The organism is uncultured Roseobacter sp. (assembly GCF_947501835.1).
In the GTDB taxonomy this organism is placed as follows: domain Bacteria; phylum Pseudomonadota; class Alphaproteobacteria; order Rhodobacterales; family Rhodobacteraceae; genus Roseobacter.
Window position 1 is genome coordinate 162054 of sequence record NZ_CANMXR010000005.1, and the last position, 20353, is coordinate 182406.

Annotated in this window: 25 protein-coding genes; 16 read left to right on the plus strand and 9 right to left on the minus strand. The window is 58.1% G+C overall.

Annotation, left to right across the window (positions count from 1 at the left end; translation table 11 throughout):
* The first annotated feature begins 24 nt into the window (after window positions 1-24).
* The 7 genes from rpsP (at window position 25) to rpmE (ending at window position 3653) form a co-directional block, all read left to right on the plus strand.
* Window positions 25-417, plus strand: coding sequence for a 30S ribosomal protein S16 (gene rpsP, locus Q1A20_RS12175; RefSeq protein ID WP_298974750.1), 393 nt, complete (start codon window positions 25-27; stop codon window positions 415-417).
* A gap of 99 nt (window positions 418-516) precedes the next feature.
* The gene (locus Q1A20_RS12180) at window positions 517-660 is read left to right on the plus strand and encodes a hypothetical protein (protein WP_298974749.1); all 144 of its coding nucleotides are present in this window, start codon (window positions 517-519) and stop codon (window positions 658-660) included.
* The gene (gene rimM / locus Q1A20_RS12185; protein WP_299408039.1) at window positions 657-1163 is read left to right on the plus strand and encodes a ribosome maturation factor RimM; all 507 of its coding nucleotides are present in this window, start codon (window positions 657-659) and stop codon (window positions 1161-1163) included. The genes Q1A20_RS12180 and rimM overlap by 4 nt, the downstream gene beginning before the upstream one ends.
* A gap of 208 nt (window positions 1164-1371) precedes the next feature.
* The gene (trmD, locus tag Q1A20_RS12190) at window positions 1372-2163 is read left to right on the plus strand and encodes a tRNA (guanosine(37)-N1)-methyltransferase TrmD (RefSeq protein WP_299408041.1); all 792 of its coding nucleotides are present in this window, start codon (window positions 1372-1374) and stop codon (window positions 2161-2163) included.
* A 129-nt stretch (window positions 2164-2292) separates the two neighbouring features.
* Window positions 2293-2595, plus strand: a complete 303-nt coding sequence (locus tag Q1A20_RS12195) for a hypothetical protein (RefSeq protein ID WP_298974746.1) — start codon at window positions 2293-2295, stop codon at window positions 2593-2595.
* Window positions 2596-3036: 441 nt separating this feature from the next.
* Entirely contained in the window at window positions 3037-3420 is a 384-nt protein-coding gene (gene rplS / locus Q1A20_RS12200) for a 50S ribosomal protein L19 (protein ID WP_299408044.1), read from the plus strand.
* Between the two features lie 11 nt (window positions 3421-3431).
* Window positions 3432-3653 (plus strand): 50S ribosomal protein L31, encoded by a 222-nt coding sequence (gene rpmE / locus Q1A20_RS12205; protein WP_298974744.1) that lies wholly within the window; start codon window positions 3432-3434, stop codon window positions 3651-3653.
* 147 nt (window positions 3654-3800) lie between these two features.
* Here the strand turns inward: rpmE and Q1A20_RS12210 are convergent, their stop codons facing one another.
* A complete protein-coding gene (locus Q1A20_RS12210; RefSeq protein ID WP_299917000.1) occupies window positions 3801-5189 on the minus strand; it encodes a methyl-accepting chemotaxis protein in 1389 nt (462 codons plus the stop codon).
* An 18-nt stretch (window positions 5190-5207) separates the two neighbouring features.
* On the opposite strand from Q1A20_RS12210, the gene Q1A20_RS12215 reads away from it, so the two are divergent.
* Window positions 5208-5552, plus strand: coding sequence for a hypothetical protein (locus tag Q1A20_RS12215; RefSeq protein WP_299917001.1), 345 nt, complete (start codon window positions 5208-5210; stop codon window positions 5550-5552).
* Window positions 5553-5647: 95 nt separating this feature from the next.
* Here Q1A20_RS12215 and Q1A20_RS12220 read toward each other — a convergent pair whose 3' ends face one another.
* Window positions 5648-5947 (minus strand): hypothetical protein, encoded by a 300-nt coding sequence (locus Q1A20_RS12220; RefSeq protein WP_298974742.1) that lies wholly within the window; start codon window positions 5945-5947, stop codon window positions 5648-5650.
* A gap of 268 nt (window positions 5948-6215) precedes the next feature.
* Between Q1A20_RS12220 and Q1A20_RS12225 the strand changes: the two genes are divergently transcribed.
* Together Q1A20_RS12225 and Q1A20_RS12230 are read left to right on the plus strand one after the other, a co-directional pair.
* Window positions 6216-7025, plus strand: coding sequence for a division plane positioning ATPase MipZ (locus Q1A20_RS12225; protein WP_298974741.1), 810 nt, complete (start codon window positions 6216-6218; stop codon window positions 7023-7025).
* A gap of 147 nt (window positions 7026-7172) precedes the next feature.
* Window positions 7173-8006 carry a spondin domain-containing protein gene (locus Q1A20_RS12230; protein ID WP_299408050.1) on the plus strand — a complete coding sequence of 278 codons (834 nt, stop codon included), beginning with the start codon at window positions 7173-7175 and terminating at the stop codon, window positions 8004-8006.
* 21 nt (window positions 8007-8027) lie between these two features.
* Here the strand turns inward: Q1A20_RS12230 and Q1A20_RS12235 are convergent, their stop codons facing one another.
* On the minus strand, window positions 8028-8495 hold the full coding sequence (locus Q1A20_RS12235; RefSeq protein ID WP_298974739.1) for a MarR family transcriptional regulator: 468 nt from the start codon (window positions 8493-8495) through the stop codon (window positions 8028-8030).
* Between the two features lie 136 nt (window positions 8496-8631).
* Between Q1A20_RS12235 and hmgA the strand changes: the two genes are divergently transcribed.
* The 4 genes from hmgA to Q1A20_RS12255 all read left to right on the plus strand — a co-directional run bounded on the left by hmgA (window position 8632) and on the right by Q1A20_RS12255 (window position 12227).
* The gene (hmgA, locus tag Q1A20_RS12240; RefSeq protein ID WP_298975003.1) at window positions 8632-9924 is read left to right on the plus strand and encodes a homogentisate 1,2-dioxygenase; all 1293 of its coding nucleotides are present in this window, start codon (window positions 8632-8634) and stop codon (window positions 9922-9924) included.
* Between the two features lie 225 nt (window positions 9925-10149).
* On the plus strand, window positions 10150-11403 hold the full coding sequence (fahA, locus tag Q1A20_RS12245; RefSeq protein ID WP_299408053.1) for a fumarylacetoacetase: 1254 nt from the start codon (window positions 10150-10152) through the stop codon (window positions 11401-11403).
* A gap of 96 nt (window positions 11404-11499) precedes the next feature.
* Complete coding sequence (locus Q1A20_RS12250) at window positions 11500-12015, plus strand: DinB family protein (protein WP_299408056.1); 516 nt, start codon at window positions 11500-11502, stop codon at window positions 12013-12015.
* On the plus strand, window positions 12012-12227 hold the full coding sequence (locus Q1A20_RS12255; RefSeq protein ID WP_298974736.1) for a hypothetical protein: 216 nt from the start codon (window positions 12012-12014) through the stop codon (window positions 12225-12227). The genes Q1A20_RS12250 and Q1A20_RS12255 overlap by 4 nt, the downstream gene beginning before the upstream one ends.
* Here the strand turns inward: Q1A20_RS12255 and Q1A20_RS12260 are convergent.
* Complete coding sequence (locus tag Q1A20_RS12260) at window positions 12224-12616, minus strand: RidA family protein (protein ID WP_299408059.1); 393 nt, start codon at window positions 12614-12616, stop codon at window positions 12224-12226. The genes Q1A20_RS12255 and Q1A20_RS12260 overlap by 4 nt on opposite strands.
* Before the next feature lie 954 nt (window positions 12617-13570).
* On the opposite strand from Q1A20_RS12260, the gene Q1A20_RS12265 reads away from it, so the two are divergent.
* On the plus strand, window positions 13571-15235 hold the full coding sequence (locus Q1A20_RS12265; protein ID WP_299408061.1) for an ABC transporter substrate-binding protein: 1665 nt from the start codon (window positions 13571-13573) through the stop codon (window positions 15233-15235).
* Between the two features lie 81 nt (window positions 15236-15316).
* Window positions 15317-15805 carry a DUF2165 domain-containing protein gene (locus tag Q1A20_RS12270; RefSeq protein WP_299408064.1) on the plus strand — a complete coding sequence of 163 codons (489 nt, stop codon included), beginning with the start codon at window positions 15317-15319 and terminating at the stop codon, window positions 15803-15805.
* On the opposite strand, the gene Q1A20_RS12275 is transcribed toward Q1A20_RS12270, so the two are convergent.
* From Q1A20_RS12275 to boxB, 5 genes are all read right to left on the minus strand, one after another.
* Window positions 15789-16448: a 3-hydroxyacyl-CoA dehydrogenase family protein gene (locus tag Q1A20_RS12275; RefSeq protein WP_299408067.1), complete on the minus strand. Its 660-nt coding sequence runs from the start codon at window positions 16446-16448 to the stop codon at window positions 15789-15791. The genes Q1A20_RS12270 and Q1A20_RS12275 overlap by 17 nt on opposite strands.
* A complete protein-coding gene (locus tag Q1A20_RS12280; protein ID WP_299408069.1) occupies window positions 16445-17335 on the minus strand; it encodes a helix-turn-helix transcriptional regulator in 891 nt (296 codons plus the stop codon). The genes Q1A20_RS12275 and Q1A20_RS12280 overlap by 4 nt, the downstream gene beginning before the upstream one ends.
* 113 nt (window positions 17336-17448) lie before the next feature.
* On the minus strand, window positions 17449-18645 hold the full coding sequence (gene boxA, locus Q1A20_RS12285; protein ID WP_299408072.1) for a benzoyl-CoA 2,3-epoxidase subunit BoxA: 1197 nt from the start codon (window positions 18643-18645) through the stop codon (window positions 17449-17451).
* A complete protein-coding gene (locus Q1A20_RS12290; RefSeq protein WP_298974729.1) occupies window positions 18642-18785 on the minus strand; it encodes a hypothetical protein in 144 nt (47 codons plus the stop codon). Before Q1A20_RS12290 ends, boxA begins: the two co-directional genes overlap by 4 nt.
* 86 nt (window positions 18786-18871) lie before the next feature.
* Window positions 18872-20323: a benzoyl-CoA 2,3-epoxidase subunit BoxB gene (gene boxB, locus Q1A20_RS12295; RefSeq protein WP_299408075.1), complete on the minus strand. Its 1452-nt coding sequence runs from the start codon at window positions 20321-20323 to the stop codon at window positions 18872-18874.
* Window positions 20324-20353 lie beyond the last annotated feature (30 nt).

Sequence of the window (20353 nt, forward strand, 5' to 3'; positions counted from 1 at the left end):
ACTGAACACAAAAGGAAATAAACTATGGCTATGAAAATTCGTCTCGCCCGTGGCGGCTCCAAAAAACGCCCGTTTTACCGTATCGTTGCCGCAGACAGCCGCATGCCACGCGATGGCCGTTTCATCGAAAAGCTGGGCACCTACAATCCGCTGCTGCCAAAAGACAGCGAAGAGCGCGTGAAAATGGATGTTGAGCGCGTTCAGCACTGGCTGGGCCAGGGCGCACAGCCCACAGATCGCGTTGCGCGCATGCTCGAAGCGGCTGGCTTGAAAGAGAAAGCCGAGCGCAACAACCCCAACAAAGGCACGCCAGGCAAGAAAGCCCAGGAACGCGCCGAAGAGAAGGCGGCTAAAGCTGCGGCACCGGCGGAAGAAGCGCCTGCCGAGGAGGCTCCTGCAGCAGAAGGCGCCGAGTAATCGGAGCTTTTTGAGCGGACCAACCCATAGGCTGGGCAAGAACGGCGCTGCGCTCTTTCATGGGGCCGGCGCCTTTTTCACACCACGTTTGGAGCGATCATGTTCAGACCCATTCGAACCCTGATCCTGATCGTCGTTGCATTTGTAACCGGCATATTCTTTGAACGGGCGGCGCATCGCGACGCCTGTGTTGATCGAGGCGGTGCAATGTCTGAAGGTTTGTGTCTGGGAGCAGAGGAATGAGCGAAGACAGAATCTGTGTCGGTGCCATCGGGGGGGCCTATGGCGTGCGCGGCGAACTGCGCATCAAGAGTTTTTGCGCTGTCGCCGAAGACATCGAAACTTACAGCCCGCTGACCTCGGAAGATCAGGGGCAAACCTTCCATCTGGCGCTGATCCGGCCCATCAAAAACGGCTTTGTCGCGCGCATTGCCGAAGTTGCCACGAAAGAGGCCGCTGACGCCTTGAAAGGCGTACAGCTTTTTGCCAACCGCGATCAGTTGCCGAGCTTGCCGGACGATGAATACTATCACACCGACCTCATTGGGCTGGAGGTTTTGGACACGGGTGGCACCATGTTGGGACGCGTCAAGAATGTTCTGGACCACGGGGCGGGTGACCTGCTGGAAGTGCAGCGCCCCAGTTCATCGGAGACTGTGCTACTTCCTTTCACGCTTGCCGCTGTCCCAACGGTCGACCTCGGCGCAGGACGCATTGTCGCGGATCCGCCTGATGGGTTGTTTTGATCCTGCTGCTCGATCGCCGCGCGCTCTGGCAGACCCTTCGTCTGAGAGCATAAACAATCAACCTGCAGCACCAAATGAATACGACCGATCCCGCCAGTTAGCTGATGCCACACGCGCGGCAAAGAAGAGACAACAGGTTACGACAGGGGTTCGCCCCTTGTACCCACCGGGACAAAAACCGAATATGGGTTCAGCAGATGGGACAAAAATGAGCGACACTCCGAAATCTCACGGTCGCAAGACCATTCGGCCAACACTGAAACCACGGTCATTGATGGATACGGACGCAGAATTGGCTGGCGTCTGGCAAGCGCGCATTGTCACGCTCTTTCCGGATGCGTTTCCCGGCGTGCTTGGGTTGTCGCTGACCGGAAAAGCGTTGCAGGACGGTCGTTGGCAATTGCACACGCATGATCTGCGTGATTTCGGGATCGGCAAGCACCGCAATGTTGATGATACGCCTGCCGGGGGTGGTGCGGGCATGGTATTGCGCGCGGATGTCGTTGGACCTGCTCTCGCCGCCGCGCAATCTCACGCGCGCGGGCGTTGGCCGATATTCTATATGTCACCACGCGGGCGGCCGTTTGATCAGGCGATGGCGCGTGATCTGGCGCGATGTGATGGTGTGACCTTGCTTTGTGGCCGTTTCGAGGGGGTCGACGAACGCGTGATTGAGCATTTTGACATTACGGAAGTGTCTTTGGGTGATTTCGTGATGACGGGCGGTGAATTGGCCGCGCAGGCCATGATTGATGCGACGGTACGGCTGCTGCCGGGCGTGCTGGGAAATGCGCAAAGCACCGTGGAAGAGAGCCACGCGAATGGCCTTCTGGAGCATCCGCAATACACCCGCCCGGCAATATGGGAAGATCGCGCAATCCCGGATGTCTTGATGTCGGGCAACCATGGCGACATCGCGGAATGGCGCCGCGCACAGTCGGAAGCACTGACTAAACAACGGCGTCCCGATCTTTGGGAGAAGGCGCGAGACGAGCCCTAGGCGCGCAGCGCTGTCTTTCGAGACTGGTTAACAAGCCCCAATATTGCCGCAAATTAAGATCAATTTGACTAAGTTTCGTCAAAGTTTCTGGAGACACTCTCCCAAAGTGAAAGTCTGGGGAGATGTCACATGTTGAGACTGTTCAATACACTAAACACCGCGAAGCATGACCGCATCATCGCGACGTCTGCCGAAAAGTTTTCGCGCTTTGAGCCACGCCATGTGCGTGAAACCCTATCCGAGGACGTCGTTATCCCGGTCCAGCCAGCACGCCAAACGCCTGCCCCTGTTGCCGCTTACCGTCCGGCTTCTCTTGCTGCTAAAAGAGCTGAGCCCAAATTCGACGATGCGGCGCATCTGCATTCTGAGGCACGCGTTTCTGTCGCCGTCTTGCGCCGTGCCCTGCCGATACGATTTGCCGAAATCGCGTGACGTCGGTTCCCCATCGGTAGAGAGCCCGCCGGGCGTCGAGAGGTTTTCGCGACACCCCTCCGAAAGCCAAAACAGGCCCTCCCTGAAGACAACAGCATTTGTTTTCCTTCTGGCGTGGGTCTTCTAACCGAGAGCTTCATAAGCGCCCGGAAACATGGTGATCAAGCCTGATCATCGGTATGCGTTTAGTCTTGATCTCATTGAGTTTCCCCCCTATACCGCGCAAGTTCGGAGTCGCAACAGCGGCTCGGGACCCGTTTCTTATGTGCTGACTGGTGGGTTGCTCTGTCACCCACCGAACGCCCAGAAGACGGACAAAACCAGGAATGACGTTTGAACCCTTCCGGCGGGCGCGATACGCGGACCCGATGACAGACCGGAAGCTCTGAGACGCGGTAAATCTTCGTGGACAAAACCACGAGCATCATAGGAGACGATCAGATGGATCTGATTGCAGAACTCGAAGCGGAACAAATCGCCGCTCTTGGGAAAGATATCCCCGATTTCCGCGCCGGCGATACGGTCCGCGTTGGATTTAAAGTGACTGAAGGCACCCGCACCCGCGTGCAGAACTACGAAGGTGTTTGCATCGCACGCAACAACGGGCATGGCATTGCCGGGTCGTTCACCGTGCGCAAGATTTCCTTTGGCGAAGGTGTGGAACGTGTTTTCCCGCTGCATTCGACAAACATCGACAGCATCACCGTCGTACGCCGTGGCCGCGTGCGTCGTGCCAAGCTCTACTATCTGCGCAGCCGTCGCGGCAAATCCGCACGGATCGCCGAAAACACTCACTACAAGCCCAAATCGGGCGCCAGCGCGTAAGGACCGGTCTCATGAAAGCCGATACACATCCCGAATATCACACGATCAACGTCAAGATGACCGACGGCACGATCGTAGAAATGAAGTCGACCTGGGGCAAGGAAGGCGATCAGCTTTCTTTGGATATTGATCCTTCCGTGCACCCCGCATGGACTGGCGGAACATCGCGCCTGATGGACACCGGTGGCCGCGTGTCCAAGTTCAAGAATAAATACGCGGGCCTGGGCTTCTAAACACCCGCCGGATCTGACGAACACGGGCTGCACCTTTTCGGTGCAGCCTTTTTTGTCACCTAAGACCGTTCCACTATATCCAATTGCCTGCTGCTAACTCTGTACAGACGAGGCATATCGTCTTGGCAAATGAACATCTTGGTCCGCTCAAAACTCTTCCCAACCGGAATCAAGATCCTCTTCTGGTGGCGCAAGAACCGCATTTCCCTCAAATAGTCTCGCGGCGGGCGCATTGCGTTCCATCTGGGCTACAGACGGCACTTCCGTTTCCCTAGCCTTTTCGTGAATTGGCGTGTTGACGGCCCGATGCCCACCCATCTCAAAACGTCCCAATGTCGTCTGAAGTAACCCGGCCTGCTTTGCCAAAGAATGGGTCACAGCATTGGATTCTTCAAACATCGCGGCATTTTGTTGCGTGACATTTTCCAACTGCACCATCGCATCATTGGTTTGCGAAATACTGAGAGATTGCTCTTCCGCAGAAACCTTGATTTTTGCTACGAACGACGAAATCTCCCCAACCGCCGCGTTGATCTTACTAATGGCGACACCAGTGTCGCTGACCAATTGCACCCCGGTTGCTACCTGTTTTTCGCTGTTTTCGATGAGGCTGCCAATTTCGCGAGCAGCCTCTGATGAGCGTTGAGCAAGCTCGCGCACTTCGGACGCAACCACCGAAAACCCACGGCCCTTGTCGCCAGCGCGGGCGGCTTCAACTCCTGCGTTTAAAGCGAGAAGATTTGTCTGAAACGCGATGTCCTCAATAACATCGACAATTTTGCTGATCTTACCGGACGACTCCTCGATTTCACCCATTGCCTGAACGGCGTTTCGAACGATCTCATCAGATGAATCAGCACTCGTCTTCGCTGTCCGCACGATCTCATCTGCCTGTTGTGCACTCTTCGCCGATTGCTGTGAATTCACTGCGATCTGGGAAATCGCAGCGGTCGATTCTTCGAGTGTTGCCGCTTGGGACTCCGTGCGTTTTGCCAAAGATTCGGCGGCTGCCTCAACAGATCCAACGTCATCGTTGATGATACCAGCGTTGTGCTGGACGGCCCCGATCGCCTCCCGCAACTCTGACACCGCTTTGTTAAAGTCTGCTCGCAGATCTTCGTATTTCTGGGGCAGTGGCGTATCAATCTGCTTGGACAGATCGCCGTTTGCGAGGTGTTTGAGCGCAGTGCGGAGTGTTTCCACAACTGCCCGCTGATCCCGCTCGATCACGGCACGTTTCTCACGCTCTTCCAATTCAAACGCGCGGGCTTTCCGGTCAGCTTCGACTGCTTCGGCCGTGCCCGCTTCCGCCTTCGCGCGGGCCTCAAGCGCCTCTTTCTGCGCCTCTTTGGTGTCGCGCAACGCGGTTTCCGCCTCAAGACGCGCCGCTTCGGCCGCCGCCAATGCGGTGCGCGTCTCCGCAGCCGATGCCTGCGCCTCTTTGCTTTTCGCGACACTGTTGGCCAAGGCGCGGTTGCGGGCACGCAATGCGGTCCACAGGAAAGCCGCCTCGACGACGACGATGACACCATGCACCGCAGTCCGCTGCAGGTTTTGCGCCAGATCGAAAGACGGGTAGACCATGGAAGGCAGGAACAGGGACAGACCAAGGTGATGCGCCGCGATGGCCCCGGCAGCAACCAGAATGACAATCGGTTCCGACATCACCATACACACCGCCAAAACGGCAAAGAAAATCATATGGCTGTCGATCTGCCAGGGATGCCCCGACAACGCGGCAGTTATGCAAATTGCCTGGCCGACCAGCCCCAATGCGACAAATATGCGTCCATGCACCGTTTGCATTTTCGCGCCCGTCAACGCGACGATGGCAAAAAATGCAGCCATTGCACCCACGATCAAGAGCGGCGTTTGGGCGAGCATTGCGGCACCAAGTGACACCGGCACCAGCGCAATACTTCCCAAGGCAAGGCGCATCTGGGATGTGTCCGGCTTCTCCTCCAGCACACCGTTACTCTCGTTCGCTACCACATTCATATTGCAACTCCACACAACAACGCGAATTGTCTGCCATCCAGGACAAACCAAGCGCCATCTGATTTCAACGTGTCGGGAAAGTCCGGGTTATCCGAGATAGCCAGCGCCCCCAAAAGCGCCGTTTCCGGACCAAGAATTCTGCCGCCAGACTGCTGGATCAACGCCGCACGCCCCCGTTCGTTCGGTGAAATAACCAGCACGATTTCTCCGGGAACCGGCTTTGCATTGGCCAGCACAATGGCAGGCCCCGCGAGCAGTGCGACAGTTAAAACAAATGCATATGCAATCACTGGCATGGCAGCTCCAAACTCATCGGAGCGTTCATATCGGGCACTGGTTTACAATCAGCTAAGGGAAATCAGCGATTTCTGACCTCAGAACACCTGTCGGGTCATACCCACTGCTTGCCCTTGCCCGCAGATCACCACGCGCTCCAAAACATCTGAATTGCCGCAAAACAGCGGTAGATTCAGCCTCTGTACACCTTCCCAAATCTCGAAACCCAACATATAGTGCCCGCCAATAGAAAGCCGCATAAAGCAGCTGGGGCAAAGGATCGGGCACATGGCGCATATTATCGTCGTCGGGAATGAAAAAGGCGGCGCGGGGAAGTCTACTGTCTCCATGCATGTGGCGACGGCGCTTGCGCGCATGGGACACAAGGTCAGCGCCCTCGATCTGGACCTGCGCCAGCGCACGTTTGGGCGATATACCGAAAACCGGAAATCCTTTCTCAAAAAAGCCGGGCTGGAGCTCGCAAGCCCGAGCACACACGAGTTGCCCGAGATATCAGCTGACAGCCTGAAGCCCGGCGAAAACATCTATGATCATCGCCTTTCGGCAGCCGTGGCCTCGCTGGAACCGGACAATGATTTCATCCTCATCGACTGCCCGGGGTCGCACACGCGCTTGAGCCAGGTGGCGCATTCGCTGGCGGACACGTTGATCACCCCCCTCAATGACAGCTTCGTGGATTTCGACCTGCTGGCCCGGACGGATTCCTCGGGGGACGAAATTCTCGGCCCTTCGGTTTATTCGGAAATGGTCTGGAACGCGCGACAATTGCGGGCACAGGCCGGCCTCACCCCCATTGACTGGATCGTGGTGCGCAACCGCATGGGGGCGCAGCGCATGGTCAACAAGGAAAAGATGGAACGTGCGATCAAGAACCTGTCCAAACGCATTGGATTTCGCATCGCGCCCGGGTTTTCCGAACGCGTCGTCTTCCGAGAGCTGTTCCCGCGAGGTCTGACCTTGCTCGACCTCAAGGACATTGGTGTGAAACAGCTCAACATCTCTAACGTGGCAGCCCGGCAGGAGCTGCGTGACCTGATGAAAGCCTTGGAACTGCCGGGCGTTTCCGTCGATTTCTGATCCTGCCAACTCACGGAAATTTCAGTTTTTTTCACAACCCCGGTAGGCACGCTGGTGTCACGCAGGTGTGAGTATAAGGTGATCAGACCTTGCTCCTAAGGTGCCGCAGCTTTTCCATTCGGAGAGCTCATCTGACAGGAGTGAAAAATGAGATTTGTATCCAGAAACCTTTTGGCTCTGGCCGTAACTGCCATGGGCGCGACAGTCGCCGTTTCGGCGCAGGCGACCACCCTCCAGATCACCGTGACGAACAATCAGGCTCCCGGTGGTCTGTCGATTACACCGCTCTACACCGCATTACACGACGGGAATTTTGATGCCTTTGATCTGGGGGGTACGGCCTCGCCGGGGCTGGAACTGATTGCTGAAACGGGAATGCCTTCAACAATTGCCGCGGAGCGCCGTGCGATCGATGGGGATTCCCAGCCGCTGGTGCTGGCGTCGCCCAATGGTCCGCCGCCGGTACAACCCGGCGAACGCGTGTCCGGCATCCTCGAGGTGAACGCGTCCGAAGCGCTCTATTTCACCTTCCTATCGATGCTTTTGCCCTCCAACGACCATTTCATCGGCAATGATGATCCGCTGGCCTATCAGATCTTTGACGCAGCCGGTAACTTCACGGGCAACCGCACGATCAACGTCACCGGTGGGCAAATCTACGACGCAGGCACCGAAGCCAACGGGCTTGAAGGCGCCGCCTTCATTCAGGGCGTCGACATTGAGGACAGCCCGACCGGCGAAGGGTCTATCCAGCAAGGCCTTTCGCTGTCGGATGAGCTTTTTGGCGAAGGCGTGTTGCTTGCAACAGGCGACACACTGAACCCGGCGCTGATCGATTTCACTTCGAACCCGGGTGCTTTCAATCTGCTGACCATCCAGATCACAGAAGTTGCGCCGGTCCCCCTGCCCGCAACCGCGCCACTGCTGCTGGGCGCATTAGGCTTCATGGGATGGCGCCACCGTCGCAAAACCCGCAGCTGACACATCACGCGAAAGGCCTGTTCAGGGGCCTTTCGCCTTGTCCACCGGGGGCATTTGCGCCAGCAACCGCAGGGCCTTGCGCAGCGTTTCGAGGTCAGCCGGGTCAAACTGCCCGCTCAGCGTCTCGTCATAGGTTCGGGCAACCTCCCGCAGGTCTTTGTATGCCGCCTGCCCACGCGCTGTCAGGCCCAGATGCTCCACCCGGCGGTCGCTTTCGTCACGGCTGCGGGTCAGAAACCGTCGCTCCGCCAACCGATGCACCGCGCGGCTGATCTTGGTCTTGTGCATTTTCGCGGCGGTCCCGATCTCAACCGCTGTCATGCTGCCATAGAGCCCCAGATGGAACAGCACCCGCCACTCCGTTCGCAACATCCCATAGCGATCCTTGTACACCTGCTGAAACTCAAGGCTGCTGACCTCTGCTGCCTGATTGAGCAGATACGGCAGGAAATCCTGTAAATCGAAGGTGTCATTTTCGGGCGTCGTCATTGGGATCCCTTGTTAGTTACAAAAACAACTATTACAAGCGCGCAGGTCTTTGGCAAGGGAGCGCGCAGTGAATAGACAGGTGACACCAACAGGTTTAACGCAAGCAGCCAGCGGTGCAGGCACGGTTGCTGGCTACATGCCCGGGTTTGGCAATGATTTCGAGACCGAGGCGCTGCCCGGGGCCTTGCCGCAGGGGATGAATTCACCGCAAAAGGTGAACTACGGCCTCTACGGCGAGCAGCTTTCAGGGACCGCCTTCACCGCGCCAAGCCATCAGAACGAACGCACCTGGTGCTATCGCATCCGCCCCTCGGTCAAACATTCGCACCGCTATGAAAAGATCGACCTGCCCTATTGGAAATCCGCGCCACATATCCCCGAGGATGTCACCTCGCTGGGACAATACCGCTGGGATCCGGTGCCGCATGGCGCAGCAGAGATGACCTGGCTGACGGGCATGCGCACCATGACAACGGCGGGCGATGTCAACACGCAGGTCGGCATGGCCAGCCATATCTATCTGGTCACGGCATCCATGGTGGACAGCTATTTCTACTCCGCCGACAGCGAGTTGCTGGTGGTGCCGCAAGAGGGACGTCTGCGGTTTTGCACCGAACTGGGTGTCATCGACATCGCGCCGCAGGAAATCGCGATCCTGCCCCGCGGTCTGCTCTACCGGGTCGAGGTGCTGGAGGGGCCGTGCCGGGGCTTTGTCTGCGAGAACTACGGCCAGAAATTCGAACTGCCGGGCCGTGGCCCCATCGGTGCCAACTGCATGGCGAACCGCCGCGACTTCAAGACACCGGTTGCCGCCTTTGAGGATCGCGAAACCCCCTCCACCGTGACGATCAAATGGTGTGGTCAGTTTCATGAGACCGAGATTGGTCACAGCCCGTTGGATGTGGTCGCCTGGCACGGAAACTACGCGCCGGTGAAATACGACCTGCGCACCTACTGTCCGGTCGGCGCGATCCTGTTCGACCATCCCGACCCGTCGATCTTTACCGTGCTCACCGCCCCCTCCGGCGTGGAGGGCACCGCCAACATCGATTTCGTGCTCTTTCGGGACCGTTGGATGGTGGCTGAAGACACGTTCCGCCCGCCGTGGTACCACAAGAATGTCATGTCGGAACTGATGGGCAACATCTACGGTATCTATGACGCCAAACCGCAAGGGTTTGTGCCAGGGGGTATGAGCCTCCACAATATGATGCTGCCCCATGGCCCGGACAAGAACGCCTTTGACGGCGCCTCCAACGCCGAACTGGCGCCCGAATACCTCGCCAATACGATGAGTTTCATGTTCGAGACCCGCTTCCCGCAGCACCTGACAGCATTTGCCGCGAAGGAAGCGCCGCTGCAGGACGATTACATCGATTGTTGGCGCGATATTGAGAAAAAGTTCGACGGAACGCCCGGGAAGAAATAAGTACTGTGCATGAACACTGCACTTGTTGACCTCCTATTCTGGATCGGCGTCTTCGTCGCCTTTTTCTTTTTGTTCCGCTGGCTTCAAGCCCGCAAGAAGCGCGGAGACACTCCAAAGGATGACTGAAAGGTTTCCGGTTTTCATTGAAACAGATCTCCCGAAATGCCCCTTCGACCGCAGACAGAGGCAGGTATTTCAAGGGACGTCAAATCGGGACCGCCCCAGATGCCACTGACAAAAAGCTGGGTTGCCAGCGCGAATGATCCCGATACGCATTTCCCGCTGAACAACCTGCCGTGTGGCGTCTTCTCCAACGACCCGCATGACGCGCGCTGTGGCGTCGCCATTGGCGATCAGGTGCTGGACATGGCAGCGGTTGAAGCTGCGGGCCTGATCAGGCTGAGCGAAGAGCCAGTCTTTGATCTGCCCTTCTGGAATGACGTGATGGAGCTGGGGGCCGATGCCTGGCAAAAGCTACGCGACCGGCTCACTGAATTGCTGAAAGAATACGCGCCGGAACAAGCCATGATCGCACAGCATTTGGTGCCCATGTCTCAGGTCCGCCTGCACATGCCGCTGGTCGTCTCCGAATACACCGACTTTTACGCAGGTCGGCATCACGCCACCAATGTCGGCACCATGTTTCGGGGCGCTGAAAACGCGCTCCCACCCAACTGGCTGCACATCCCCATCGGCTATAACGGCCGCGCCAGCACTGTCGTCGTCAGCGGGACGGAGATCCGCAGACCCTCAGGCCAGACCAAGGCGCCAGATGCCGACATGCCCGCTTTCGGCCCTTGCCAGAAGCTCGACATCGAATTGGAGATGGGCGCGGTCGTCGGCATGTCGACGCAAATGGGACAACCGATTTCTGTGGCCGAAGCCGATCAGATGATCTTTGGCTATGTGCTTTTGAACGACTGGTCCGCGCGTGACATCCAGGCCTGGGAATACCAGCCGCTTGGGCCCTTTCAGGCCAAGGCCTTTGCCACCTCCATCAGCCCGTGGATCGTGACCGCCGCCGCGCTGGATCCCTTCCGCACCTCCACGCCGGAACGCGAGAAAGACCTGCTGCCTTATCTGCAGGAACCGCGGCCCATGTTGTTCGACATTGACCTTGCGGTACTGATTGAACCGGATGGTGGCACATCGGAGGTGATCGCCCGGACCAACTACAAGGAAATGTATTATTCCGCCGCACAGCAACTGGCACATCATGCGTCATCGGGTTGCGCGATGAACGCAGGTGATCTTTTGGGATCGGGCACCATATCAGGCCCGGAGAAAGATCAGCGCGGTTCGCTGCTGGAACTGAGCTGGGGCGGCGAGGAACCGATTGCTTTGCAGGATGGCACATCGCGCCGCTTCATCGACGATGGCGACACGCTGACATTGACCGGGCATGCACAAGGAGACGGCTATAAAGTGGGCTTTGGCGCCTGCACCGGCAAAATCCTGCCCGCAATCGACTTTCCGTAGAGCCACCACCGGTTTTGCCGACAAAAAACTCTGCACGCTTGGGGGGACCTGTTAGGGTCGCTGAAAGACAATTCACTTCTTCAAGAAGAGGCAAGGATGGTCGAAGCTTTCAAAACCATGGCGGCCAACAACGCCTGGGCAAATGCGACACTCTTTGGCGCCGCAACGCGGCTGCCGGAGACCGCCGCCCATGACCCCGCACCGGGGTTTTTCCCGACCCTCAGCAGGACGCTCAATCACATCCATGAGGTCGACCTCTACTATCTGGACGCAATTGAGCAGAAAGGACTGGGGCGGGCGGTCTACCGGCGCGAAGACATCCCAGCCATGGCTGATCTCGCAGAGGCGCAGGCGAAACTTGATGCAAGGCTGATCCGGTTTTGCGCCAAATTGACCCCAGAGATGCTTTTGGAAATGCGCCCGACGGAACGACATGAAGAAACGGTTCACGAAGAGGTTCAGGCCCTCTTGCTGCATCTCTTCCAGCATCAGGTCCATCACCGCGGGCAGGCGCATGTTCAACTGCACGCACTGGGCATTGACCCACCACAGCTTGATGACTTCCACCTGCGATATGATCGCGCCTTGTCAGCCCAGGTTTACTGGCAATGAGCAAATACGGCCCCGACAAGAAAGAACTGCAATTCCGGCTTTATGTCTCCATCGCCGGTCTGATCCTGATGATCGGCGCCATTGCATATCGGGGCATGCCTCAGGGGCCTGCGATGTTCGAGACCCTGGGGATTGCCGGGGCGTTTTTCGGCGGCACATTCGTGTGGACGCTGAAAAAACTGATCCGCAAGGAGTATTCTAGAGAAACCTAGGGCGTCATCGCGGCCCAAACCTCAACCTCAACAACAAACTCGGGCCGGGTAAAGCCGGACACGATCATGAGGGTCGAGGAGGGCAGCACGTCCACCTCTGCCAAAAAAGCATCCCGCGCCCGCATGTAGCCCGCCATATGCGCCCGGTCAGTGACAAAGGCGCTCACATGGCAGACCTGCGCCGCCCCCATGCCCGCCTCACCCAGAATGGCCAGGATATTCGCAAAACAGATCTTGGCCTGCGCTTCCGCACCGTCCGGGACAGAGCCATCCCGCGCCAAACCCAACTGGCCCGATGTGCGCACCACGCGTGCACCCGCAGGCAATTCCACGCCATGAGAATAGCGGGCAAAGGGTGGCGCGATGCTGCTGGGCAAAAGGGATTTCATTGGCCTCTCCATCTATCTGAGCCACTTGATACTTGCCGATGCACGCCCAGTTTGGAACTGCAAATCATCCTTTCTGAAACAGGTGTTTCACAGGGCCGCCTGTTGATTTCCTTGAATGGAGCGCCTTTGGGATAACCTCTATTTCCGGCAAAACCACAATCGATTGGCCCGCCGTTGCGGCGGCACTCGCCCCTATTGACGTCATGGATACGCCTGTGCATGTCAAAAAAGGCAGCCGCGATTTCTGTTGGTACGGCCCGATCCTGAATGCGGAACTGAAAAGCTGTTTTGGCGATCTGGTGGTACGTCCAAAACACCCGATCAAATGGCGCATGTGCTGCAGGTGGCCTATGCCCATGATGCGCCCATCGTTATCCGTGGCGGCGGCACCGGCAACCATGGGCAATCGACGCCATGACCCATGGCGAAATTAAGGGGCCGCGCGGTTTAAAAGAAGATTCGATGGCTAGGCATCTCCTCCAAAACCAAACCATATCCACCCAAATCGGGCGGATTGCCGTTGAATAAAAAACAGGCAGTAAAAAAAATTCAAACCGCTTTGATTGCCTTTTTTGGCTCTTTTTGGACTGATCCGTATCAAGAACTGGCCAGATGGCTGCCAAATTCCCGCGCGCGATCAAGGTGCAAGAGCGACACTGACTGTTCAAAATGCGCCCCCAACAGCAAAATTTGCACCTGCCCTTCCCGCATCAGGCACATCAAGCCACGCGCCGATCAGAATTAGGCATACGCGATCCAGGCGTTTCACTGTCCGGGCTTCCCCGCCTCAAGGGTTCTTGTGACGCTCCGATGGGGTTGACGCCACAAGCTCTAGCAATGACACTCCAGCCGTCCTCGAGAGGACGCCAAGAAAGCAGAACAACTGCATCACCACTCCGGAGCAAGAATCCGGCACTGCGCGCGACGATGCGCGCACCAACAGAGAGGAAGAAAATGACATTTTTCACACGCACCGGCAAACCTTTGCCGAAGACGGTCGTGGAGTCCGCCGCGAAGGTCGGCACGGACCCGGTAAATCGTCGCGAATTCCTGGCCATGGCGAGCGCGTTCGGCGCCACAGCGGCCACTGCCTATTCCATGATCGGCATGGCCGCACCTGCGCGCGCGGACGGCCATCAAACCGGCGGCACCGTCCGCTACCAGCAAGAAGTGCGTGCTTTGAAAGACCCGCGCACCTATGACTGGTCACAGATCGCCAACTACAGCCGCGGCTGGCTGGAATATCTGGTCATCTACGAAAATGACGGCACATTTACCCCTGCCCTGCTGGAAAGCTGGGAAATCAACGACAATGCCACCGAATACACGCTTAACGTTCGCAAGGGTGTGAAGTGGAACAACGGCGACGATTTCACCGCCGAAGACGTGGCCCGCAACATCACCGGCTGGTGTGACAAGGCCCTTGAAGGCAACTCGATGGCGGGCCGTTTCGGTGTTCTCATCGATGAGGCCTCAGGCCAGGCCATCGACGGCGCCATTACAGTTGTAGACAGCCACACCGTCAAACTGGCCCTGCCGCGCCCTGATATCTCACTAATCCCTGGCATGGCGGACTACCCGGCGGCGATCACCCCTGCGGGCTTTGATGCGGCCTCCATGATGGACAATCCCATCGGCACCGGCCCTTACCTGCCAGAATCGCTCGAAGTTGGCGTAAAAGGCGTAATCGTCAAGAACGAAGAGCACACGTGGTGGGGTACCGAGGTCTTCGGCGGACCCTACATGGACCGGATCGAATACATCGACTACGGCACCGACCCCTCTGCCTTTGTGGCCGCGGCTGAAGCTGAAGAGATCGATGCGCTTTATTCCATCGAGGGCGACTTTATCGACATCTTCTCCACCCTGGACGGCTGGGTCGAAAACTCCATCGCCACCGCGGCGACCATTGTGATCCGTCCGAACCAACTGGCCGAAGTGGATGGCGTAAAACCTTATGAAGACAAGCGCGTGCGTCAGGCCTTGTCCATGGCCGTGGACAATGCGGTGCTGCTGGAACTGGGTTATGGCGGTCGCGGCATTGAAGCCGAAAACCACCACGTGGGTCCGATGCATCCGGACTATGCTGAATTGCCCGCCCGCACGGTCGATCCCGCAGCCGCCAAGGCGCTGATGGATGAGGCCGGCATGGGCGATTATGAGCACGAGCTCTTCTCCATTGACGACGCCTGGCGCAAGGACACCACCGATGCGGTGGCAGCTCAGCTGCGCGACGCAGGCATCAAGGTCAAACGGACGATCCTGCCCGGCTCCACGTTCTGGAACGACTGGACGAAGTATCCCTTCTCCTCGACCAACTGGAACCACCGTCCGCTGGGCGTGCAGATCTGGGCGCTGGCCTATCGCTCCGGTGAGGCCTGGAATGAATTCGGCTGGTCCAATGCCGAGTTCGACAAGATGCTTGATGTCGCGCTGGCAACGGCGGACGTGGAAGAACGCCGCACGCTGATGAAAGACATGCAGGCGCTGATCCAGGAAGAAGGCGTGACGATCCAGCCTTATTGGCGGTCGCTCTACAACTTCACCAAGGAAGGGCTTGTGGGTGCCGGCCACCACATCGCGTTCGAGTTCCATCCGGCGCGTGTCGCCTGGACCTGATCCGGACCACATGACAGGGGGTCGCGCGCTGCGCGGCCCCTTTTTTCTTGCCTGTTTTCCGAAGCACCAAGAGGATTTGACATGGACACCGTATTATTGCTGGCACAGGCCATTGCCACGGGGTTGATCGCATCGTGGCTGACATTGGGACTGCGCGACAATCTGCTTTATCCCTCAGTGAACGAAACATACACCGCCGAAGTCCTGGCCATGACCCGCATGCGCGAAACCTACCCGGACGCCTTCAAGGAGGTCGCACACCGGGCCATATCAGATCGCAAGCTTCAAAGGGGTGCCTTTCGCCTGGTGATCCTGGTCGAAGGGCTCGCCTGTGTCCTGCTTTGGGTCGGGACCATCGGGCTGCTGATGGGGAGTATCGGGACCGCAACACCCGAAACAGGCCAGGCTTTGGCGCTGTTGGGTGCTACCAGCTTTACCGCCGTCTGGGCCGGATTTCTCATCGTCGGAAACCATTTTTGCTACTGGTTCTGTCACGAAGACGCACAAAATACCCATTACCAGATGACGTTATGGGGCCTCGCAACGATGGTGCTCATCTGCCAGAACTGATCTGGTTCTCCGCGCCGAAAAACAAGCCCAGATTGGCCTGCGTCTGTTGGAGACATCGCGCAGGCCAGGACATCCGTTCGAAACACCTCGTCACCCTGGCCTGACCCAGAAACGCGACATGGCTCAACACACCGCCCGATCCTGGGGGAAATCCGAGCGCATCAATGCTGATCTGATCAATGCGCGCGTGTTCCGCGCCCTGCGCCAAAAGCGCAAGCGCCGGTTGTGTCATGCCCATAATGACACGTTCAACCAAAACCGCATCATCCAGATCCTGACGTGTGACACCGGCAAACCACGCCTCCTCCCGCAAAAGGTCTTCGACCAGAGGGTCAATGACCAGCCCGCCACCGCCCGGATAGCGGTACCAGCCAACTCCCACACTGCGTCCCAGCCGGCCCTCGGAAACCATGCGGGGCAGGATGGGGATAGTCCGTTCATTCGTGCCAGCCTGCGGACCCGCACGCCGGGCAAGGCCGACGTCCAAGCCCTCCAGATCCTGCGCTTCGCAAACGCCAACGGTAAACCCATGTGCCACCATCGCGGCATCCAGTTCCCAGGGGTTGGTGGCATCCATCAGCAAGGTCTCCGATGCCGCGCGCACTCCCTCTGTCAGCGCAAGAGCGATCGCCGCATCCTTCACTCGGCAGACACCTCAAGAAACCCCCGCGAGGCGATGATCTTGACCAGATCGTTCAATGACGCCGAGACCGAACGGTTCGACGTGTTGATCTCGGCCTCCGCTTGCTGGTAGAGCGGCGCGCGCGTCTGCAGCAGCAGCTTCAACTGTTCCATCGCGGCGGGATTGCCCTGCATCGGACGCAAATCTCCCTGCGCCCGCACGCGTTGCATATGCTCCGCGGGCGAGGTGCGTACCCAGATCGTATGACAGCGCTCCAGAACCTGCCCGAATGTCCCCTCTTCGGCTACAAGCCCGCCGGCGACCGCCAGGATCATCTTGTCATGCGCACTGATCACGCGGGTGATTGCCTCGGCTTCCAGTGCGCGGTAGCCATCCTGGCCATAAAACGCCATGACCTCCGAAAGCGGCATCCCGGTGTGCTGCTCAATCTCTCTGTTCAATTCGATAAACGGTATCTTCAGCGCGTCGCCCGCAAGCTTACCCAAGGTAGATTTCCCGGCCCCGCGCAGCCCGACAAGACATATCCGCCCGGCCCGCAAGGTTGCTGGATTCTGAGGGGCAAGCAGCCCCCGCACCTGTTGTTGCAGCTCCCGCGGCGCATGACGGTAGAGCGTTGCGACGCGCTGCACCTCGCGGTCCCAGGGCGCCGTTTCCGACAATAGCGTTTCGATTTTCACATCAAGCGCTGTTGCAATCCGCTGCAAAAGGGTGATGGAAATATTGCCTTCTCCCGCTTCCAACTGTGCCAGATATCTCGGCGACACACCCGATTTTTCCGACAGCAACCGTCTCGGCAGCCCCTGCGCTTTGCGGATATCGCGCACACGCGTTGCAAGGCGCTTGATCAGCAGCGCCGCAGGATCCGGGGGGACAATCTCATCGGTCATCAAACAGTCTTGGTCCAAATGTGAATAATAATGCAAAGCCTAGCCTTCGGAGGTTCGAAATCAACGGCACCAGATAGCAATTGCGCACTATCACGCATCATCCTTCGTCGATCTCAATAGGTTTCGACATGATATCGTCCGTCGTCGCGCATCTGATCGCGCAGCGTGGACCAATCGATATCGGCGGCTGACGCGATATCGCGCATCGCCTCTTCGACACCTTCCTCCATCGCTTTCAGCCCACAGATATAGATATGCGCCGCGTCCGATTTCAGCATCTCGGCGACCGTATCCGCCTGCGCGCGCAGCCTGTCCTGCACGTATTGCTTGGGCGCGCCTTCCTGTCGACTGAACGCAAAATCCTTGAGCATGAAACGATCCGGTACCTTCTTGAGCGGTCCGAAATAGGGCAGATCACGCGGGGTACGCGCGCCAAAGACCAGCGTCAGACTGCCCTCCAGACCGGGCATTTCGCGTTGCCGTCGCATGGTGAACCCCCGAAACGGCGCCGACCCGGTACCGGTGCAGATCATCAGCAGGTGCGCATTTGGATCGGAGGGCAGCAGGAAGGTCGACCCAAAGGGGCCGGTGATCTGCACATCGTCATCTTTTTCCAGATCACATATGTAGTTCGAACACAGGCCGTTCTCTTCGCGCTTTACGGTCAGCGAGACGTTGTTGAATCCCGGTCGCTCACCATCGCGGGGGCTGGAAACGGAATAGAGCCGCGGCAGGTGCGGATTGCCTGCATCATCCGTCCCCGGGGCAATAACGCCGATGCTCTGTCCCTCCAGCACGGGAAACGGCAGCGCACCCAGATCGAGGATGATGTGGCGTACATCGCTGTCGCTCTCGGGGTCCGTCAGGCGGTAATTCCCCTGCACCTTGGCGGTCGCCGGGTTGCCGAGATTATAGAGGTTGATCGTGGGTTTCGACGCCGACGCAGGCGCTTTGGCGCGGCCCCCTGCTCCTTTGTGCGCCTCAGCAAGCAATGCGGCAATGGCATCATCATGCGCCTCGATGCCATCGTCTTCCGCCTCTGCATCCAACGCGATGTCTTCCTGCTTGGGCAGTTCTTCGAAACCGTATTGCTGGTCCAGCGAATAGGGCGTTTCAACCACCCGCCACTCATCAATGGAGCCGGTGGGACACACCGGGATACAGTCCATGCAGAAATTACAGGTGTCGGGGTCAACGACGACATTATTGTCGTCATGCTGGATCGCGCCAATTGGGCACGTCATTTCGCAGGTGTAGCAGCGGATACAGATTTCGGGGTCGATGAGGTGCTGTTTTACGGGTTTGTTCATGGGCTGGCGGAGGATCTTTGCAGCACCACATCCGGAATAAAGGCGAGGTCATAGATCTCGCGGCACAAGCCTTTGCAATCGGTGCACCCGAGGCAGTTCTGTTTTGGCGTTGCGTATGTCTTGGCGGTTTGGGTCTGCATGGGTCCGGTCTCCTTTGAAAAACAAGGTCACTGGCGGTGACGCGGGCCAGTTTCACTGGCCCGCAGGGCGGTTGCTTTGATGTGGATCAAGCCATGTGCAATTGCACATATTCGAAATCGCCGGGTTTGTTGTCGATCCCGACCTTCGGTGCGGCAATCCAGGAAGCATATTTTCCCGGCTCGTAGCATGGCACCATCAACGACTGGATGAAGTCGCCATCGGCCTTGGTCGGCAGCCATTCTGTGCGGCGCTTTTCCCATTCCTCTGCCGAAATGATGTTGCCATCGGGGTCCACCGCCACGGTCGAAAACACGCCGATTTGCCGATGAAACCCTTCATGCGGGAGCTTGAGTTCATAGTCGACCCCGGCCCTGGCAATGGCTTTGTTCCACCGGCCAACCCCGCCTGCGGCATCGCGCACATAGTCATCCCGCAGCCGCATGTTGATGGCGGTCAGTGCCGGTACGTCTTCGGTCACAATCGCCCCGTCCTTGATCGATGTGACCGCGTAGGTGTCGTTTTGCAGCCTGTGATCATCATCGATCCGCTGCTCCATATAACGCCCCTTGATGCCCGCGTTGAAGGCATTGGCGGCGTTGGTCGACACCTCCTGGCCAAAGAGATCGAGGCTCAGCGTGTAGTGCAGGGTCAGCTTTTTCTGGATGGTCGGCAGGTCGATGACCCCCAAATCACGGATCTTGTTGATGTCATAGGGGTCGGTGATCCCGTGTTTGTTCATCGCTTCCAGCGTGGCTTGGATGGTCCGGCCGACACCGGTTTCGCCCACAAACATGTGATGGGCTTCTTCGGTCAGCATGAAACGGCAGGTGCGGCTGAGCGGGTCGAACCCGGATTGCGCGAGGCTTTCCAGCTGCATCTTGCCATCCCGGTCAGTGAAATAGGTGAACATGAAGAACGACAGCCAGTCCGGGGTTTCCTCGTTGAACGCGCCCAGCATCCGCGGGGCTTCCTCGGAACCAGACGAGCGTACCAACAGGTCGTCGGCTTCTTCGCGACCGTCACGGCCAAAGTATTTTTGCAGCAGATAGACCATCGCCCAGAGGTGACGACCCTCCTCGACATTCACCTGAAAGAGGTTGCGCATGTCATAAAGCGAAGGGGCGGTCAGGCCCAGAAACCGCTGCTGCTCCACCGAGCCCGGCTCGGTATCGCCCTGAATAACGATCAGGCGCTTGAGCATGTTGCGATATTCGCCAGGGACCTCCTGCCAGGCGGTCTCGCCCATATGTTCGCCCATCGGGATCTTGCGCTCTTCGACCGCGGGTGCGAGCAGGACACCCCAGCGGTATTCCGGCATCTTCACGTAGTCGAATTTGGCCCAGCCCTTGGGGTCAACGCTGACCGCGGTGCGCAGATAGACCATCGATTCCTGGAAGTTCTGGGGGATCAGGTCGTTCCACCAGTTGATATAGCCCGGATGCCACTTTTCCAGAGCTTTCAGCACCTTCTTGTCAGAGCTCAGGCCGACATTATTGGGAATTTGGCTGTCATAGCTGACATTGATCAGATCAAGCATTTTGTCCTCCAAACTTCAGTGGCTGGAAAG

Bases quoted from the DNA above. Each gene is read 5' to 3' on its own strand.
- rimM (WP_299408039.1), top strand. From the start codon at position 657: ATGAGCGAAGACAGAATCTGTGTCGGTGCCATCGGGGGGGCCTATGGC.
- Q1A20_RS12230 (WP_299408050.1), top strand. From the start codon at position 7,173: ATGAGATTTGTATCCAGAAACCTTTTGGCTCTGGCCGTAACTGCCATG.
- Q1A20_RS12270 (WP_299408064.1), top strand. From the start codon at position 15,317: ATGGACACCGTATTATTGCTGGCACAGGCCATTGCCACGGGGTTGATC.
- rplS (WP_299408044.1), top strand. From the start codon at position 3,037: ATGGATCTGATTGCAGAACTCGAAGCGGAACAAATCGCCGCTCTTGGG.
- rpmE (WP_298974744.1), top strand. From the start codon at position 3,432: ATGAAAGCCGATACACATCCCGAATATCACACGATCAACGTCAAGATG.
- Q1A20_RS12180 (WP_298974749.1), top strand. From the start codon at position 517: ATGTTCAGACCCATTCGAACCCTGATCCTGATCGTCGTTGCATTTGTA.
- boxB (WP_299408075.1), bottom strand. From the start codon at position 20,323: ATGCTTGATCTGATCAATGTCAGCTATGACAGCCAAATTCCCAATAAT.
- Q1A20_RS12255 (WP_298974736.1), top strand. From the start codon at position 12,012: ATGAGCAAATACGGCCCCGACAAGAAAGAACTGCAATTCCGGCTTTAT.
- Q1A20_RS12220 (WP_298974742.1), bottom strand. From the start codon at position 5,947: ATGCCAGTGATTGCATATGCATTTGTTTTAACTGTCGCACTGCTCGCG.
- boxA (WP_299408072.1), bottom strand. From the start codon at position 18,645: ATGAACAAACCCGTAAAACAGCACCTCATCGACCCCGAAATCTGTATC.
- Q1A20_RS12290 (WP_298974729.1), bottom strand. From the start codon at position 18,785: ATGCAGACCCAAACCGCCAAGACATACGCAACGCCAAAACAGAACTGC.
- Q1A20_RS12225 (WP_298974741.1), top strand. From the start codon at position 6,216: ATGGCGCATATTATCGTCGTCGGGAATGAAAAAGGCGGCGCGGGGAAG.
- trmD (WP_299408041.1), top strand. From the start codon at position 1,372: ATGAGCGACACTCCGAAATCTCACGGTCGCAAGACCATTCGGCCAACA.
- hmgA (WP_298975003.1), top strand. From the start codon at position 8,632: ATGCCCGGGTTTGGCAATGATTTCGAGACCGAGGCGCTGCCCGGGGCC.
- Q1A20_RS12280 (WP_299408069.1), bottom strand. From the start codon at position 17,335: ATGACCGATGAGATTGTCCCCCCGGATCCTGCGGCGCTGCTGATCAAG.
- Q1A20_RS12195 (WP_298974746.1), top strand. From the start codon at position 2,293: ATGTTGAGACTGTTCAATACACTAAACACCGCGAAGCATGACCGCATC.
- fahA (WP_299408053.1), top strand. From the start codon at position 10,150: ATGCCACTGACAAAAAGCTGGGTTGCCAGCGCGAATGATCCCGATACG.
- Q1A20_RS12250 (WP_299408056.1), top strand. From the start codon at position 11,500: ATGGTCGAAGCTTTCAAAACCATGGCGGCCAACAACGCCTGGGCAAAT.
- Q1A20_RS12265 (WP_299408061.1), top strand. From the start codon at position 13,571: ATGACATTTTTCACACGCACCGGCAAACCTTTGCCGAAGACGGTCGTG.
- rpsP (WP_298974750.1), top strand. From the start codon at position 25: ATGGCTATGAAAATTCGTCTCGCCCGTGGCGGCTCCAAAAAACGCCCG.
- Q1A20_RS12260 (WP_299408059.1), bottom strand. From the start codon at position 12,616: ATGAAATCCCTTTTGCCCAGCAGCATCGCGCCACCCTTTGCCCGCTAT.
- Q1A20_RS12235 (WP_298974739.1), bottom strand. From the start codon at position 8,495: ATGACGACGCCCGAAAATGACACCTTCGATTTACAGGATTTCCTGCCG.